General features: G+C 71.5%; 12 protein-coding genes. 10 read left to right on the top strand and 2 right to left on the bottom strand.

All coding sequences use genetic code 11. The annotated features are described in order from the left end of the window. Positions 1 to 29: 29 nt before the first annotated feature. The 4 genes from IG90_RS0102785 to IG90_RS0102770 all read left to right on the top strand — a co-directional run bounded on the left by IG90_RS0102785 (position 30) and on the right by IG90_RS0102770 (position 5,009). Positions 30 to 1,364 (top strand): ABC transporter substrate-binding protein, encoded by a 1,335-nt coding sequence (locus tag IG90_RS0102785; RefSeq protein ID WP_030576902.1) that lies wholly within the window; start codon positions 30 to 32, stop codon positions 1,362 to 1,364. Positions 1,365 to 1,488: 124 nt separating this feature from the next. Further along, positions 1,489 to 2,319 carry a rhamnogalacturonan acetylesterase gene (locus IG90_RS0102780; protein ID WP_030576899.1) on the top strand — a complete coding sequence of 277 codons (831 nt, stop codon included), beginning with the start codon at positions 1,489 to 1,491 and terminating at the stop codon, positions 2,317 to 2,319. Positions 2,320 to 2,394: 75 nt separating this feature from the next. Beyond that, positions 2,395 to 3,735 (top strand): pectate lyase family protein, encoded by a 1,341-nt coding sequence (locus tag IG90_RS0102775; RefSeq protein ID WP_030576896.1) that lies wholly within the window; start codon positions 2,395 to 2,397, stop codon positions 3,733 to 3,735. 170 nt (positions 3,736 to 3,905) lie between these two features. After that, positions 3,906 to 5,009, top strand: a complete 1,104-nt coding sequence (locus IG90_RS0102770) for a pectinesterase family protein (RefSeq protein ID WP_030576893.1) — start codon at positions 3,906 to 3,908, stop codon at positions 5,007 to 5,009. 160 nt (positions 5,010 to 5,169) lie between these two features. Here IG90_RS0102770 and IG90_RS0102765 read toward each other — a convergent pair whose 3' ends face one another. Next, a complete protein-coding gene (locus IG90_RS0102765) occupies positions 5,170 to 6,735 on the bottom strand; it encodes a pectate lyase family protein (protein ID WP_030576890.1) in 1,566 nt (521 codons plus the stop codon). Between the two features lie 582 nt (positions 6,736 to 7,317). Here IG90_RS0102765 and IG90_RS0102760 point away from each other — a divergent pair. The 6 genes from IG90_RS0102760 (at position 7,318) to IG90_RS0102735 (ending at position 15,530) form a co-directional block, all read left to right on the top strand. Continuing rightward, the gene (locus tag IG90_RS0102760) at positions 7,318 to 8,262 is read left to right on the top strand and encodes a TIGR03619 family F420-dependent LLM class oxidoreductase (protein WP_030576886.1); all 945 of its coding nucleotides are present in this window, start codon (positions 7,318 to 7,320) and stop codon (positions 8,260 to 8,262) included. 11 nt (positions 8,263 to 8,273) lie between these two features. Continuing rightward, entirely contained in the window at positions 8,274 to 9,059 is a 786-nt protein-coding gene (locus IG90_RS0102755) for an SDR family NAD(P)-dependent oxidoreductase (protein WP_030576884.1), read from the top strand. Positions 9,060 to 9,191: 132 nt separating this feature from the next. Continuing rightward, positions 9,192 to 10,313, top strand: coding sequence for an LLM class flavin-dependent oxidoreductase (locus IG90_RS0102750; RefSeq protein WP_030576882.1), 1,122 nt, complete (start codon positions 9,192 to 9,194; stop codon positions 10,311 to 10,313). 206 nt (positions 10,314 to 10,519) lie between these two features. Next, positions 10,520 to 12,259 carry an N-acyl-D-amino-acid deacylase family protein gene (locus tag IG90_RS0102745; RefSeq protein ID WP_030576880.1) on the top strand — a complete coding sequence of 580 codons (1,740 nt, stop codon included), beginning with the start codon at positions 10,520 to 10,522 and terminating at the stop codon, positions 12,257 to 12,259. Further along, the gene (locus tag IG90_RS0102740) at positions 12,256 to 13,731 is read left to right on the top strand and encodes an aldehyde dehydrogenase family protein (protein ID WP_030576878.1); all 1,476 of its coding nucleotides are present in this window, start codon (positions 12,256 to 12,258) and stop codon (positions 13,729 to 13,731) included. The genes IG90_RS0102745 and IG90_RS0102740 overlap by 4 nt, the downstream gene beginning before the upstream one ends. 227 nt (positions 13,732 to 13,958) lie before the next feature. Next, entirely contained in the window at positions 13,959 to 15,530 is a 1,572-nt protein-coding gene (locus tag IG90_RS0102735) for an APC family permease (RefSeq protein WP_030576876.1), read from the top strand. Positions 15,531 to 15,612: 82 nt separating this feature from the next. Here IG90_RS0102735 and IG90_RS0102730 read toward each other — a convergent pair whose 3' ends face one another. Then, positions 15,613 to 16,119 carry an SEL1-like repeat protein gene (locus IG90_RS0102730; protein WP_030576874.1) on the bottom strand — a complete coding sequence of 169 codons (507 nt, stop codon included), beginning with the start codon at positions 16,117 to 16,119 and terminating at the stop codon, positions 15,613 to 15,615. Positions 16,120 to 16,267: the final 148 nt, after the last annotated feature.

Here is a 16,267-nt window from a genome sequence, read left to right as displayed (position 1 = left end):
CCGACACATCCGACAGGGAAGAGCCGACCATGAACATCTCGAAGACCCGGCGGGGGCGTACCGCATCCGCTGTCTCCCTCGTGGCAGCCCTCGCGCTGACGGCCGCCGCGTGCGGCGACGACGGCAGCGGAGCCGGCACGGAAGGAAGCGGCAAGGGCGAGATCACCTTCTGGGACAACAACGGCGGGCCGCGCACCGCCATCTGGACCGAGATCATCAAGGACTTCGAGAAGCAGCACCCGGACATCAAGGTGAAGTACGTCCCGATCCCCATCGCCGACGTCCAGTCCAAGTACGACACGGCGATCGCCGGCGGCGGGCTGCCCGACGTGGGCGGGGTCGGCACCGCCTACCTCGCCAACATGGTCTCGCAGGAAGCCCTGGAGCCGGTCAACAAGCGGCTGAAGGGGTCCTCCCTGGAGGGCAAGCTCGTCGACTCCATGGTCGAGAGCGTCAGATCGGCCGCCGGCCGGGGCGACGACCTCTACTCCGTCCCGACCTCCGCGAACAACGGCGTGCTCTGGTACCGCACCGACCTGTTCGAGCAGGCCGGGCTGAAGGCCCCCGACACCTGGGCGAACTTCTACACTGCGGCCGAGAAGCTCACCGACGCCAAGAACAACAAGTTCGGCTACACCATCCGCGGTGGCGCCGGCTCCATCGCCCAGGCGCTGGACGCCGTCTACGGGCAGTCCGGCATCACGGAGTTCTGGGACGGCGACAGGACGACGCTCAACGACCCGAAGAACGTCGCCGCCCTGGAGAAGTACGCGGGCCTCTTCAAGAGGACCACGCCCGCGGCCGACGTCAACAACGACTTCACCAAGATGGTCGCGCAGTGGGACACCGGCACCATCGGCATGCTGAGCCACAACCTCGGCTCCTACCAGGACCACGCGAAGGCCCTGGGCGACGGCAAGTTCGCCGGCATCCCGGCCCCCATCGGGGACGGCGGCACCCGCGTGCAGGTCTCCAACCCCGTCGACGGACTCGGCCTCTTCCGGTCGAGCGACAACAAGACCGCGGCGTGGAAGTTCATCGAGTTCGCCGCCTCCCACACGTCCAACAGCAAGTGGAACGAGTCGGCGGGCGCCATCCCGGCCAACGCCGAAGCGGCGAAGGACCCGTGGATCAACGAGACCGAGTCGACCGCGCTGGCCGCGAAGGCGCTGACGGACGGCTCCACCAAGGTCGTCGACCTCCCCTACTACCTGCCCGACTGGAACAACATCAGCAAGGCGGACAACGAGCCGGAGTTCCAGAAGCTGCTCCTCGGCAAGATCACGGCCAAGCAGTTCCTGGACAAGATGGCCGAGGAGCTGAACGCCGCCAACAAGGAATGGGCGGAGCTGGGCAACGGCTGAGCCCCCCGCAGTCCCGCACGTTCCAGTCCCCGATGACGGGAGACCGGCGGCGGACCGGGTCGCGCCCCGCCGCCGGTCTCTCTCCCCGCGCACGCGCGCACATCCTCCGAGAGAGGCAGCCCCCGTGTCACTCACCCGTAGACAGACGGCCACCGCACTCATCACCCTGCCCCTCGCCCTCACCGCCACCCCGGCGCTCGCCCACGGCGGCGGCACAGGCGGGCCCCGCCCCCGTACGGTGCACATCGCCGGCGACTCCACGGCCGCCGCGAAGACCGCCGACGCCGCGCCCGAGACGGGCTGGGGCATGGCGCTCCCCTTCTTCCTCGCCCACCACCTCAGGGTCGCCAACCACGCGGTGAACGGCCGCAGTTCCAAGAGCTTCATCGACGAGGGCCGTCTCACCGCCCTCCTGGACGGCGTCCGCCGCGACGACCTGGTCCTCGTCCAGTTCGGGCACAACGACGAGAAGACCGACGACCCGGCCCGCGGGACCGACCCGTACACCACCTACCAGGAGTACCTGCGCCAGTACGTGAAGGGCGCCCGCGCCCGAGGGGCCCGACCGGTGCTGATCACCTCCGTCGAGCGGCGCCGGTTCGCCCCCGACGGCACCGCCCGCCCCACCCACGGCGAGTATCCCGCCGCCATGCGCGCCCTGGCGGCCGAGGAGGGCGTCCCGCTGCTCGACCTCCAGGCTCTGTCCCTCGCCCGCTGGCAGCAGCTGGGGCCGGACGGCACCCTGCCCTACTTCCTCTGGCTGGAGCCCGGCGAGTCACCCAACTACCCGGCGGGCAAGGAGGACAACACCCACTTCGGGCCGCCGGGCGCGGTCGACGTGGCCCGGATGACCGCACGCGCGCTGCTGGACGTGGGCGTCCTCGCGAACCGCGACCTCCGCCGCCTCGACGACGAGGTCCCGGGCGACCGGATCACCTGGGGCCGGCCGGCCTGACCGGCGGGCCCCAGCCCCCTCTCCCTCCTCCACCCCCCTTCCTCCGCTTCCTCCGACGACAGAGAAGGATTCGCCATGCCCGCACGCACGCGTCACATCCGGGCCGTCGCCGTCACGCTGGGCTGCGCCTCGATGGCCCTTGCGCTGAGCGTCCCCGCCCAGGCCGCCCCGCAGCCGCGCCACCACGGTGCGGGGATCGAGCGCGCCGTCCTGCCCGCCGGGGACGGCTGGGCCGCCGCCGAGGGCTCCACAACGGGTGGCGCGGACGCCGCACCCGAGCACGTCTACACGGTGACCGACCGGGCCGAGCTCGTCGCCGCCTTCGAGGAGGCGGGCGACGCGCCGAAGATCGTCAGGGTCGCCGGCACCATCCACGGCAACTCCGACGCCGACGGCACCCCGATCGGCTGCGAGCAGTACGAGACCGGCGGCTACACCCTGGAGAAGTACCTCGCCGCCTACGACCCGGAGGTCTGGGGCACCGGCCGGACACCCGAGGGCCCGCTGGAGGACGCCCGGGCGGCCTCCGCGAAACTCCAGCAGGCCGCCGTCAACGTCCGGGTCCCGTCCAACACCACCCTGATCGGGGTCGGCGAGAACCCCGAGATCATCGGCGCCAGTCTCCAGGTCAGGGACGTCTCCAACGTCATCGTCCGCAACATCTCCTTCGAGGACACCTACGACTGCTTCCCCCAGTGGGACCCCACGGACGGCAGCGCGGGCGCCTGGAACTCGGAGTACGACAACCTCGTCGTGTACGGCTCCCGGCACGTCTGGGTCGACCACAACACCTTCAGTGACGGCGACCGCCCCGACTCCGGGCAGCCCCACTACTTCGGCCAGGTGTACCAGCAGCACGACGGGCTCTTCGACATCGTGCGCGGCGCCGACCTGGTCACCGTGTCGTGGAACGTCCTCAAGGACCACGACAAGACCATGCTCATCGGCAACAGCGACGGCGCCGGCGCGACCGACCGCGGCAAGCTCCGCGTGACGCTCCACCACAACCTGTTCAAGGACGTCAAGGAGCGCGCGCCCCGCGTCCGCTTCGGCCAGGTCGACTCGTACAACAACCACTTCGTCGCCACCCGGGCCGGCTCCTACGGATACACGTACGGCATCGGCGCGGAGTCCCGCCTGGTCGCCGAGCACAACGCGTTCACCCTCGCCGGCGGCGTGGACCGGGCCACTGTCCTGAAGAAGTGGTCGGAGGCCCCGCTCACCGCGGAGAACAACTACGTCAACGGACGCAGGACCGATCTGATCGCCGTGCACAACGCCGGCGTCCCCGGCGAGCAGCTCACCGAGGGAGCCGGCTGGACCCCCGGACTGCGCACGACGGTCCACCACCCCCGGGCCGTCCCCGTGCTGGTCGGCCTGAAGGCCGGGGCGGGCAGGGCGTCCGGCCGGCGGTGACCGGCGCGTACTCCGGAACCGGTCCGCGCCCGGTCCCGGAGCAGCCCGCACCCCACAGCGCACTCTCCGTACCCGCGTCCCCCTGAACCGGCCGGAGCGGCACCGCATGCTCTCCAGCACCCCGGAGAGCGCCGCTCCGGCCTTTCGCCTCTCACCCGAGGAGTACCGCCATGCCCACCCGACGCACCGCCCTGTCCCTGATCGCCGGCGCGGGCGCCACGCTCGCCCTCGGCGCACCGGCCGCCCGCGCCCGGGCCGCGGACCCCCGCCCCTTCGGCCGCTACGGCTCACCGGCTCGGCGGCGGGACCCCCGCACGCTGTACGTCGACGCGCACGGCCGCGGTGACCACACCGACGTACAGTCCGCCGTCGACGCGGCCACCGGAACCGGCCGCACCGTCGTGATCGCCGCCGGCGTCCACCGGGCCACGCTCGTCGTCGGCGCCGAACACCGCGACCTCACCCTGATCGGCGCGAGCCCCGACGCCCGCGACACGGTCCTGGTGTACGGCAACGCGGCGGGCACGCCCAAGCCCGACGGCTCCGGAACCCTGGGCACCAGCGGATCGGCGTCGGTCACGGTCAAGGCCGCGGGTTTCACCGCCCGCGACCTGACCTTCGCCAACGACTGGCTGCGCTCCGACAACCCGGAGTACACCGGCACCCAGGCGGTGGCGATCAAGGTCCAGGGCGACCGGTCGGCGTTCCACGGCTGCCGGTTCCTCGGCCACCAGGACACGCTGTACGCCGACTCGCCCTCCCTCGCCGTGTTCGCCCGGCAGTACTACCGCGACTGCTACATGGAGGGTGACGTGGACTTCGTCTTCGGCCGCGCATCCGCCGTCTACGACCGCTGCCACTTCCGCACCCTCACCCGCCCCGACCTGGCGGCCGCGCCCCACGGCTTCGTCTTCGCGCCCAGCACCGCCGGGGCCAACCCGCACGGCTACCTGGTCCTGCGCTCCCGCGTGACCAGCACGGCCCCCGACGGGTACTACAAGCTGGCGCGCCCCTGGGTGCCGTCCTCCGACCTCACCGCGCGCCCGATGCTCACCGTCCGCGAGAGCCACCTCGGCGCGGGCATCGACGCGTCCGCGCCGTACGCCACCATGTCCGCCGGCCACCCGTGGCAGGACCAGCGCTTCGCCGAACACCGCAACACCGGCCCCGGCGCCCGGATCACCGTCCCGGCGAACCGGCCCCAGCTCAGCGCATCCGAGGCCCGTGCGCACACCCCGGCCCGCTGGCTGGGCGACTGGCGGCCGCTCGGATGATCCGGCGCGCCGCCGTCGGGCGCTCCACACCGGGCAGGGCCCGCACCCCCGTCGAGCGGGGAGTGCGGGCCCTGGCCGGTGCGCGGGGAGCTGGTCGCCGGAGCCGGCCGTCGTACGGCCGGCCGCCGGGCGACGACCGACTCCTGTGCGACGAGCGGTCCTAGGAGGCGTAGGTCTCGTACTCGGCGATCCTCGGGGTGCCGGTCGAGCCGACGATCTCGAAGGTGATCTTGCGCAGCGTGGTGCGGGGGAAGGAGACGGCCCCCGCCGACCCCGCCCCGTCGCCGGAGGCCAGGACGGCTCCGGTGTCGGCGTCGAGGAGCCGCCAGGCCCTGATGGAGCCCGCGGATCCCGCCGCCTCCCGGATGACGACCGAGGACACGGCGGTGGGGCTGTCCCACTTGATCGAGGCGTGACCGGTCGAACCGGCGGGCGACCAGTAGGTGTTCAGGTCACCGTCCCGCAGGTTGCCGAAGCTGGTCCCGGACGCCTTGCTCGATCCGTCGGACCCGGCGCCGATGCTGAGGTTGGTCCCGCTCGGCGGTGTGGGGTCGGTGGGGCCGGGGGTCGGGTCGGTGGGGTCCGGTGTGGGCTCGGTGGGGCCGGGTGTGGGCTCGGTCGCGCAGTTGCCGTCCGAGACCTTCAGTCCCTTGCCGGCGCCCGCCGTCCGGCTCACGACGTCCGGCACACAGCCGGCCGCGTCGGGGGCGTAGGCGTAGGGGATGCTGACGGTGGTGGTGGACTTCATGTCGGGCCCGGCGGGGTTGTTGTCACTGCCGGGGCTCGACCAGGTCACGTTGTCCAGCGTGTTGCCGCTGACCTGCCAGTAGCCGGCGGCGTCGGTGTAGAAGGTGCCCAGGACGTCCTTGGAGTCCTCGAAGTAGTTGTTCTCCACCTTGGCGCGGGCGTTGGCGCGGGAGTTGATGCCGGACGAGTTGAGCCGCACGTAGTGGTTGTTGTACATGTGGGCGATCCCGCCGCGCAGCAGGGGCGCGCGGGAGTCGATGTTCTCGTACAGGTTGTGGTGGTAGGTGACGAACCCGTTGGAGACGTCGCTCTCGCTGGACCCCACCAGGCCGCCGCGCCCCGAGTTGCGCAGGATGCTGTAGGAGAGGGTCACGTACCGGGTGTCGGCCTTCATGTCGAAGAGTCCGTCGTACCCTTCGGACTCGCCGCCCGACGCCTCCAGCGTCGTGTGATCGACCCAGACGTTGCGGACCCCGGATTCCATGCCGATGGCGTCCCCGCCGTTGGAGGTGGGGGACCCCGACTTCCTGACGTTCCGGACGGTCACGTTCTGGATGATGATGTTGCTGGACTCGCGTATGTGGATGCCGATCTGGTCGAAGACGGCGCCACCGCCGACGCCCACGATCGTGACGTTGCTGATCTGCTTCAGCTCGATCACGCCGTCGGCCGTGTTGCAGCTGCCGCCGGACACCTTGCTGGTGTTGCCGTGGTTGATGGTGCCTTCGACCTCGATGACGATCGGGGTGCTGTCCGCGGCGCGGCCGCACAGGGCCGTGTGGATCGCGGTGCCGGTGGTGGCCCGCACGGTCCGTCCGCCGGCGCCGCCGGTGGTTCCGCCGTTCTGGGTGGCGTAGCCCGTGGCGCTGCCGGCCGCCGCCGACGCCTCGGGCGCCGACAGGACGATGCCGCCGGCCGCGACCGCGAGGGCCAGGGTGGCCAGTGCTGCCTGCAGCCGCCGTGTGACGGGTTGCCTCATGTTCTTCTCCCTGCGTCTTCGGGGGTGGGTGACGTCATGAACGTCAGGTGCATGTCAAGTGAGAGCGCTTCCATGGGTCTCGTCTCGATCCTTCGTCCGGGAGATTTTGCGCGGGGCTAGAAAGCGCTTTCCTTTCTCCTGTTCAGTGAAGATAGAGGGGGGTCTGCGGCTCTGGCAAGGTGCGCGCGGCGGTCGGATTCACGCGCCGTGCGGCGCTCTCGCGATCGCCAAAGCCGTTCGTAGGTCGGAGAATTGGGTCGATCTGGAGGTGAGGCGGGAGTGATCTCGGCGTGCGGTGCGCCGGGCGCGGCGCGAGCTGCCGGGGGAGGAGGGTGGACGCGCACACCTTCGGGGACTGCCGACCGGGGTGACCGGGTGGAAGCGCTTCCACTCCTTGTTCCGGCCCGCCGCCGGAGGGGTCCGGGTCGCCGCTCGCCCGCCGGGGCGGCGCGGGTGCGGTGATGCCGGGCCGGTGGATCCGGGGGTGCGCCCGCCCCTCTTGTCTGATGGCCCGTCAGGTACGACGATGGCGGCCGTCACCCGGGGCGGGATCGCCCTGGGGCACAGGGGAAGGAGGCCGCCGTGCCGATACTGCCCAGCGGGCCGCTGTCGTACGGGATGCAGCTGCCGGTCCAGTCGCAGAGCGTCATCTACGCGGAACCCTGGGAGGCGACGGCGACCCCCGCCGATCTCGTCGGCGTCGCCCGTGCCGCCGACCACGGCGGTTTCGCCTACATCGCCGGCTGTGACCATGTCGCCATCCCGCTACGGCTCGCGGACGGCATGAGCACCGTCTGGTACGACCCCGTCGCCACGCTCTCGTACCTCGCCGGGGTCACGGGCCGCGTCCTCCTGATGAGTCATGTCGCCGTCGTCGGGCTGCGCCATCCGCTCGTCACCGCCAAGCAGTACGCCACTCTCGACCACCTCAGCGGCGGCCGGCTGATCCTGGGCGTCGGGGCCGGGCACGTACGGGAGGAGTTCGAGGCGGTCGGGGCGGACTTCGACGGGCGCGGGGGCGTGCTGGACGAGTCGATCGACGCTCTGCGGGCGGCGCTCGGGCCCGAGGAGTACCCGGAGTTCGCGGGGGAGCGGTTCTCCTTCGGCGGGCTGGGGCAGTTGCCCCGGCCCGCCCAGGAGCGGGTGCCGGTCTGGGTGGGCGGCTCCTCGCCCGCCGCCACGCGCCGGGCTGCCGTGCGCGGGGACGGGTGGCTGCCGCAGGGCGATTCCCGGGACCGGCTGCCCGCGCAGATCGCCCGGGTGCACGCCCTGCGGGAGGAGGCGGGAATCGAAGCGCCGATCGTCATCGGTGCGATCACCGAGCCGCTGTACGTCGGTGAGCCCGGGTGGTCCGTCGGGCGGCGGACGCTCAAAGGGAAGCCCGAGGCGCTCGCGGAGTCGCTGCGGGAGTACGCGGCGATCGGCGTGCACCAGATCCAGGTGCGCTTCCGCAGCCGGAGCGTGGACGAACTGACCGATCAGATGGCTGCGTTCGGTGCGGACGTGGCCCCTCATCTCGACAGGTAGGGGAGAGCGTCATGGGCAAGCTGGACGGGCGGGTCGTCCTCGTCACCGGGGCGGCGCGCGGGCAGGGCGAGCAGGAGGCGCGGCTCTTCGCGGCCGAGGGTGCGCGGGTCGTCGTCGCCGATGTGCTGGTCGAGCAAGGGGAGGCTCTGGCAGCGGAGTTGGGCGAGGGCGTCGCCCAGTTCGTCCGGCTGGACGTCGGCAGCGAGGAGCAGTGGGCCGCCGCCGTCGCCGTCGCCAAGGACGCCTTCGGGAAGATCGACGGGCTCGTCAACAACGCGGGCATCCTGCGCTTCAACGAGCTGGTCAACACCCCGCTGGAGGAGTTCCAGCAGGTGGTCCAGGTCAATCTGACGGGCGCCTTTCTCGGGATCCGGGCCGTCGCGCCGGAGATCGAGGCCGCGGGCGGCGGGACGATCGTCAACACGTCCTCGTACACCGGTCTGACCGGCATGCCGCTGGTCGGCGCGTACGCCGCGACCAAGCACGCGGTGCTGGGGCTCACCAAGGTCGCCGCCATGGAGCTGGCGGGCAAGGGCATCCGGGTCAACGCCGTCTGTCCGGGGGCCGTCGACACCGCCATGAGCAACCCGGCCCTGCTGGACACGGACGCCGACCTGACGGCGTCGAGCGCCGCCCTGGACCAGTACTACCGCAAGCTCGTACCGCTGGGGCGGATCGGCCGGCCCGAGGAGGTCGCCGCGCTGGTCCTGTTCCTGACCTCGGGCGACTCCTCGTACATCACCGGGCAGCCGTTCGTCATCGACGGGGGGTGGCTGGCCGGGGTGAGCCCGTTCTGACCCGCCCGCGAGCACCCCCATCTGACGAGGCGTCAGGTATTGACGGGTCGCGGTGGCGGTGGAACAGTCGGTCGCATCACAATCTGACGGTACGTCAGAAAACTCAGGAGAACTTGAGGACGGTGAACCTCCGTGGAATTCGGGCTCTTTGTCCAGGGGTACGTGCCCGCCGCGCGTGCCAAGGTGGACCCCGAGGCAGAGCACAAGGCGCTGATCGAGGAGACCGAGTACGTCATCCAGGCGGACAAGTCCGGCTTCAAGTACGCCTGGGCCTCCGAGCACCACTTCCTGGAGGAGTACTCGCACCTCTCCGCCAACGACGTGTACCTCGGCTACCTCGCGCACGCCACCGAGCGCATCCACCTCGGCTCCGGCATCTTCAACCCGCTCGCGCCGGTGAACCACCCGGTGAAGGTCGCCGAGAAGGTCGCGATGCTCGACCACCTCTCGGAGGGACGCTTCGAGTTCGGCACCGGGCGGGGGGCGGGCAGCCACGAGATCCTCGGGTTCATGCCGGGCATCACCGACATGAACCACACGAAGGAGCTGTGGGAGGAGACGATCGCCGAGTTCCCCAAGATGTGGCTCCAGGACGAGTACGTCGGCTTCCAGGGCAAGCACTGGTCGCTGCCGCCGCGCAAGATCCTTCCGAAGCCGTACGGGAAGTCCCACCCGGCCATGTGGTACGCGGCCGGGTCGCCGTCCTCGTACGCCATGGCGGGCAGGAAAGGGCTCGGCGTGCTGGGCTTCAGCGTGCAGAAGGTCTCCGACATGGAGTGGGTCGTCGAGTCCTACAAGAACGCGGTCAAGGACGCGGAGCCGGTGGGGGCGTTCGTCAACGACAACGTGATGGTGACGTCCACCGCGATCTGCGCCGAGACGCACGCCAAGGCGGTGGAGATCGCGGTGGGCGGCGGGCTGAACTACCTCCAGTCGCTGCTGTTCCGCTACCACGACACGTTCCCCCGGCCGGAGGGGATCCCGGAGTGGCCGCAGCTGCTGCCGGAGTACACCGAGGAGATCGTCGAGCTGCTCATCGCGGAGGAGCTGATGATCTGCGGGGACCCGGACGAGGTGCTGGAGCAGTGCCGGCGGTGGGACCGTGCGGGGGCGGACCAGTTGAGCTTCGGGCTGCCGATCGGGATCAGCCCCGAGGACACGATGAACACGATTCGGCTGATCGGGGAGCACGTGATTCCGCAGATCGACACGGATCCCGTGCATCGGACCTCGCGGTTCCGGGCCGCGGGCTGACCCGCACGGGGCTCCGCCCCGGACCCCGCGCCTCAATCGCCGGCGGGGCTGAAATGCGCGCCTCAATTGCCGGCGGGGCTGGATAAGCCGGGCGGCGTCTTCCCGGACCGTCGCCCTGATGAGCCGGGGTGCGTACCGCGGCCGAAAGCGTGCGCACCCCGGCTGTCCCACCGAGCCGGAGAAGGAACCCCGAGAAGGGAACCGTCATGCTCGACCACCTCATCCGCCGCGCGACCGTCGTGGACGGCACCGGCGGCCCCGCCCGCACCGCCGACGTCGGCATCCGGGACGGCAGGACCGCCGTCATCGCCGAGCCGGGGACGATCACCGAAGAGGCCGTCACCAGCGAGGACGCCGACGGGCTCGTCCTCGCCCCCGGGTTCGTCGACCCGCACACCCACTACGACGCCCAGCTCTTCTGGGACCCCTACGCCACCCCCTCCATGAACCACGGCGTCACCACCGTCGTCGGCGGCAACTGCGGGTTCACCCTCGCGCCCCTGCACCCCGACCGGCCCGAGGACGCCGACTACACCCGCCGGATGATGTCGCGGGTCGAAGGCATGGCGCTCGCAGCCCTGGAGGAAGGCGTCGACTGGACCTGGTCCACCTTCCGCGAGTACCTCGACGCCCTCGAAGGGCGCATCGCCGTCAACGCCGGGTTCATGGTCGGGCACTGCGCCCTGCGCCGCCATGTGATGGGCGCGGACGCGGTCGGGGGCCGTCCCACCCCCGCGCAGATGGACGCCATGCTCGCACTGTTCCACGACGCGATGGACGCCGGGGCCTGGGGGCTATCCACCACCCAGTCCTCCACCCACGCCGACGGAGACGGCGAGCCCGTCGCCTCCCGGCACGCCCGGCCCGAGGAACTGCTCGCCCTCTCCCGGGCGGTCGGTGAGCACGAGGGGACGCAGTTGGAGGCGATCGTCGCCGGGTGCCTGGACCAGTTCTCCGACGAGGAGATCGACCTCTTCGTCGACATGACCGCCGCCGCCGGACGCCCGCTCAACTGGAACGTCCTCACCATCGACGCCGCCGTCCCCGAACGCGTGCCGCGCCAGCTGGTCCCCAGCGAACGCGCCCGCCGCGCGGGCGGCCGGATCGTGGCCCTGACCATGCCGATCCTGACGCCCATGAACATGTCGCTCGGCACCTTCTGCGCCCTCAACCTCATCCCCGGCTGGGGCGGGATCCTCGCCCTCCCCGTCCCCGAGCGCATCGAACGGCTCCGGGACGCCGGCACCCGAGCCGAGATGCTGCGCCGCGCCGACAGCAAGGAGGCCGGGGTCTTCCGCCGGCTCGCGAACTTCGGCCGGTACGTCATCGGCGACACCTACAGCGCCGCCAACGCGGGTCTCAGCGGGCGCGTCGTCAACGACATCGCGGCCGAGCGCGGCCAGGACCCCTTCCACTGCCTGGTCGAGATCTGCGCCGCCGACGACCTGCGTACGGTGCTGTGGCCGATGCCCACCGACAACGACCCGGACTCCTGGGCGCTGCGGCAGCGCACCTGGGAGCACGAGGACGTCATGCTCGGCGGCTCCGACGCCGGCGCGCACCTGGACCGGATGTGCGGGGCCCCGTACACCACCCGCTTCCTCGGCGACTGTCTGCGCGGGCGCAAGCTCGTACCCCTGACCGCCGCCGTCAAGATGCTCACCGACGACCCGGCCCGGCTCTTCGGGCTGCGCGAGCGGGGCCGGATCGAGGAGGGCTTCCACGCCGATCTCGTCCTGTTCGACCCCGAGCGGATCGACGCCGGACCGGCCACCCTCGTCCACGACCTGCCCGGGGACAGCCCGCGCCTGGACTCCAGGGCCGTCGGGATCGTCTCCGTGCGCGTCAACGGCGTCGAGACCCTGCGCGACGACAAGGTGACCGGGGTGGTGCCGGGGACGGTGCTGCGCTCGGGCCGCGACACCCGGACGGTGAGTACGGCGTGAACCCCACCGGGCCGGAAGGCCTCGGCAAGCTCTTCATCGGCGGCGCGTGGACCGAACCCGCCGACGGCCACTACGAGGTGATCGACCCCGCCACCGAAGAGGTCGTCGGCCTCGCCCCCGAGGCGAGCCGAGCCCAGGTGTACGAGGCCGCCGCGGCCGCCAGGGATGCCTTCGGGCCCTGGTCGCGCACCCGCCCGGAGGAGCGCGCGGCGATTCTCGACCGGGCCGCCGACCTCGTCCAGCGCGACTTCCCCGCTCACGCCGACATCGCCCGCGCGGAGAGCGGAGCCACCGCCTCCACCGCCCGGGGCATGCAGGTGGGCGTGGGCGTCGCGCGCTTCCGGCGGTATGCGAAGGGCGCGCTGGAGCCCGTCGAGGAGGCCGTCGCACCCCAGATCAACGAGGCCGGTCCGATGGGGCGGGCCGGGGTCTTCGGGGCGCTGGCCGTCCGCCAGCCGGTCGGCGTGGTCACCTGCATCACCTCGTACAACAACCCCTGGGCCAACCCGGCGGGCAAGATCGCGCCCGCGCTCGCGATGGGCAACACGGTCCTGGTGAAGCCCGCCCCGCAGGACCCGCTCTCCGTCTACCGGATGGCCGCCGCCCTCGCGGAGGCGGGCGTTCCGCCGGGCGTCGTGAACGTCGTGACCGGGTCGGGCGCGGAGGCGGGTGAGGCCGCGGTCGACTCCCCGGACGTCGACATGGTCAGCTTCACCGGCTCCACCGCCGTCGGGCAGCGCATCGCGGAGGTGTGCGGGCGCGGCATGAAGCGGCAGTTGATGGAGCTGGGCGGCAAAGGCGCCGCGCTGGTCATGGAGGACGCGGATCTGGGCTCCGCGGTCGCGGGGATCGGCACGACGTTCTCCTTCTACAGCGGTCAGATCTGTACGGCTCCGACCCGCGTCCTGGTCCACCGGTCCCGCCAGGACGCGCTGATCGCCGCGCTGGCCGCGTACGCGAACCGTCTCGCCGTCGGTGACCCGTCCGACCGGGCCACCGTGGTCGGCCCGGTCATCTCCGCCGCCCATCGCGACCGCGTCGAGGCGTACGTGGAGCTGGGCCGGAAGGAGGGGGCGCGGGTCGTCACGGGCGGCGTCCGGCCCGGCCACCTGGACCGGGGCTTCTACGTGGCCCCGACCCTGCTCGCCGACTGCACCCCCGACATGCGGGTCGTCCGCGAGGAGATCTTCGGCCCGGTCGTCGTGGTCGTCCCCTTCGACGACGAGGAGGAGGCCGTCGCGCTGGCCAACGACAGCGACTACGGCCTCATCGACTACGTGTGGTCCGGCGACGTGGCCCGCGCCTTCCGGACCGCCCGACGGCTGCGCGCGGGCGGGGTCGGCGTCAACACGGTCGGGCGGAACATGGAGGCCCCGTTCGGCGGGTTCAAGAAGAGCGGGGTGGGCCGGGACGTGGGCTCGTACGCGCTGCACGCCTACAGCGAGACGCAGGCGATCGTCTGGCCCGGCTGAGGTCGCTTCCATGGGGCGCGGGAAAATTTTGAACCGCCACAAAACGGACAGTGCTGCGATTACCGTACGCTGTCGCGCTCGGCTGAGCGTCATGCATTACAAGGCTAGACGTCGAGTTGACCTTGAATTAATGCAGTGTTCATCGGGAGTTGGCTGTCATATCCAAGGGTGAGACATGGGAGTCTCACGCTCCGGATGTGGATATCGCAGCGCATAGCGTCCTCCTCATGACTCAGCTGGACGCGCGGCCACGGGCCGGAGACACGGCACGGGGAAGCGCCCCGGCCGACGGCGGTGTACGCGGCAAGGGGCTCGGCGGGAACTCCGTCGGCCTCATGGGCAGTGCCGTCATCGGCGTCTCCACCGTCGCCCCCGTCTACTGCCTGACCTCCACCCTCGGCTCCACCGCCGGAGAGGTCGGCGTGCAGATGCCCGCCGTCTTCCTGGCCGGGTTCCTGCCGATGCTGCTCGTGGCCTTCGCCTACCGCGAGCTGAACAAGGTGATGCCCGACTGCGGCACCTCCTTCACCTGGGCCGTGAAGGCGTTCGGCCCGCGCGTCGGCTGGATGTGCGGCTGGGGCCTGGTCATCGCGACGATCATCGTGCTGTCCAACCTGGCGGGTGTCGCCACCTCGTACTTCTGGCTGCTGGCCGGGGAGATCACCGGCAGCGACGCGATCGCCGCCCTGGACGACAGCAAGCCTGTCCACATCGTCACCTGCCTGGTCCTCATCGCCGTCGCCACCGCCATCAGCTACCGGGGCATGACCGCCACCAAGGGCATCCAGTACGCCCTGGTCGGGCTCCAGCTGGTCGTCCTCGCCCTGTTCGTGACGATGGCCCTGAGCAAGGCCGGCAGCGGCGGCCCGGACTTCGCGTCCTCGCTCGACTTCTCCTGGTCCTGGCTGAACCCCTTCGCCGTCCAGTCCTTCGCCGCCTTCACCGCAGGCCTCTCCCTGTCGATCTTCATGTTCTGGGGCTGGGACGCCTGTCTGACCGCCAACGAGGAGACCACCGGCAGCGAGAAGACCCCCGGCCGCGCGGCCCTCATCGCGATGGTCGTGCTGGTCGGCTCCTACCTCGCCACCGGCATCGCCGCGCAGATGGCCGTCGGTTCCGGCACCCTGGGGCTCGGCCTCGCCAACCCGGACACCTCCGACAACGTCTTCGCCGCCCTCGCCGGACCGGTGATGGGCCCCGGCCTCGGCGTCCTGCTCTTCCTCGCGGTCCTCGCCTCGGCCGCCGCCAGCCTCCAGACCACGTTCATCCCGGTCGCCCGCACGGTGCTCGCGATGTCCGCGTACGAGGCGATGCCGGCCTCGTACGCCAAGGTCCACCCCCGCTTCAGGACGCCCGGCCGGGCCACGGTCACCGCGGGCATCGGCACCGGCGTCTTCTACACCGTGATGACCCTGGTCAGCGAGCACGTCCTGGTCGACACCATCTACGCGCTCGGCCTCATGATCTGCTTCTACTACGCGCTGACCGCCTTCGCCTGCGCCTGGTACTTCCGCGCCGAACTGACCCGCTCCGCCCGGGACCTGGTCTTCAAGGGCCTCTTCCCGCTCGTCGGCGGCATCCTGCTCGCCGCCGTCTTCGCCAAGACCCTCTACGACATGTGGGACCCGGCGTACGGCTCCGGCTCCTCGGTCCTCGGTGTCGGCTCGGTGTTCGTCATCGGGGTGGGGCTGCTGCTCCTCGGTGTGGTGCTGATGGTCGCGATGGAGCGCCGCAGCCCGGCGTTCTTCCGGGGCGAGATCCTGACGAAGGAGACCCCGGCCCTCGTGGTCGAGGACTGAGCCCCGCCGGGCCGTACGGAGACCCGGGGGCTACGGCCGCCAGCAGCCCAGCGCGTTCACCCTGATTCCGGGGCTGTACGAGTCACGGCGTCGGGCCCGCACCGTCCGGGTGCAGCGCGCCACCCGGCCGGAACAGCCGCTTGGCCACCGCGTGCCCGCCCTCCGCCGCCATCCGGAACCACGGCTCCGCCGCCGCCAGGCCCTCGCGCTGCTCGACCAGCCGGCCCAGCTCCCACATCGACTCCACGTCGCCGGCCTTCACCGCCTGCCGCAGCAGCCGCTCGGCCGTGTCGGGGCGCCCTTCGGCCCGCGCGGTCAGGGCGAGCGCGCGCAGCTTCCGTACCGCCCGGGCGTCCCCGGCGACGGCCGCCGCCGCGAGCTCCCGCGGATCGACGGCGCGGCGGGAACGGTTCCGGAACAGCAGCAGGATCCCGAGCACCCACATGATCCAGCTCAGGCTGATCAGCGTGCCGTTACCGGTGACGACCCCGGTCAGGCTCAGTGCGCCGCCCGCCGGCAAGAGGAAATACCCCAGCCCCGGCCGCAGCCCCGGCCCCGGCCCCGGTCCCGATCCCGAACCCGGTCCCATCGCAGTTCCTCTCCGTCCGGCTCCCGTTACGCCTGCATCGTCCCTTCCCCCGTCCCGGTCCGGTGTACCGGCCTCCGCGCCCGAGGCGGGCAGCGGGTGGCCGGCAGGGCCCTCGGACCGGTGACCAGGCGCACGGTGCGGTCGGCGG

It is taken from the genome of Streptomyces anulatus (assembly GCF_000721175.1).
GTDB lineage: Bacteria > Actinomycetota > Actinomycetes > Streptomycetales > Streptomycetaceae > Streptomyces > Streptomyces anulatus_C.
The sequence above is the reverse complement of the archived record's forward strand: the minus strand, read 5'-3'. Positions and strand labels throughout refer to the sequence as shown.

Coding starts and splice junctions, on each gene's coding strand:
- IG90_RS0102785 (WP_030576902.1), top strand. CDS start 30: ATGAACATCTCGAAGACCCGGCGGGGGCGTACCGCATCCGCTGTCTCC.
- IG90_RS0102775 (WP_030576896.1), top strand. CDS start 2,395: ATGCCCGCACGCACGCGTCACATCCGGGCCGTCGCCGTCACGCTGGGC.
- IG90_RS0102770 (WP_030576893.1), top strand. CDS start 3,906: ATGCCCACCCGACGCACCGCCCTGTCCCTGATCGCCGGCGCGGGCGCC.
- IG90_RS0102765 (WP_030576890.1), bottom strand. CDS start 6,735: ATGAGGCAACCCGTCACACGGCGGCTGCAGGCAGCACTGGCCACCCTG.
- IG90_RS0102755 (WP_030576884.1), top strand. CDS start 8,274: ATGGGCAAGCTGGACGGGCGGGTCGTCCTCGTCACCGGGGCGGCGCGC.
- IG90_RS0102745 (WP_030576880.1), top strand. CDS start 10,520: ATGCTCGACCACCTCATCCGCCGCGCGACCGTCGTGGACGGCACCGGC.
- IG90_RS0102735 (WP_030576876.1), top strand. CDS start 13,959: ATGACTCAGCTGGACGCGCGGCCACGGGCCGGAGACACGGCACGGGGA.
- IG90_RS0102730 (WP_030576874.1), bottom strand. CDS start 16,119: ATGGGACCGGGTTCGGGATCGGGACCGGGGCCGGGGCCGGGGCTGCGG.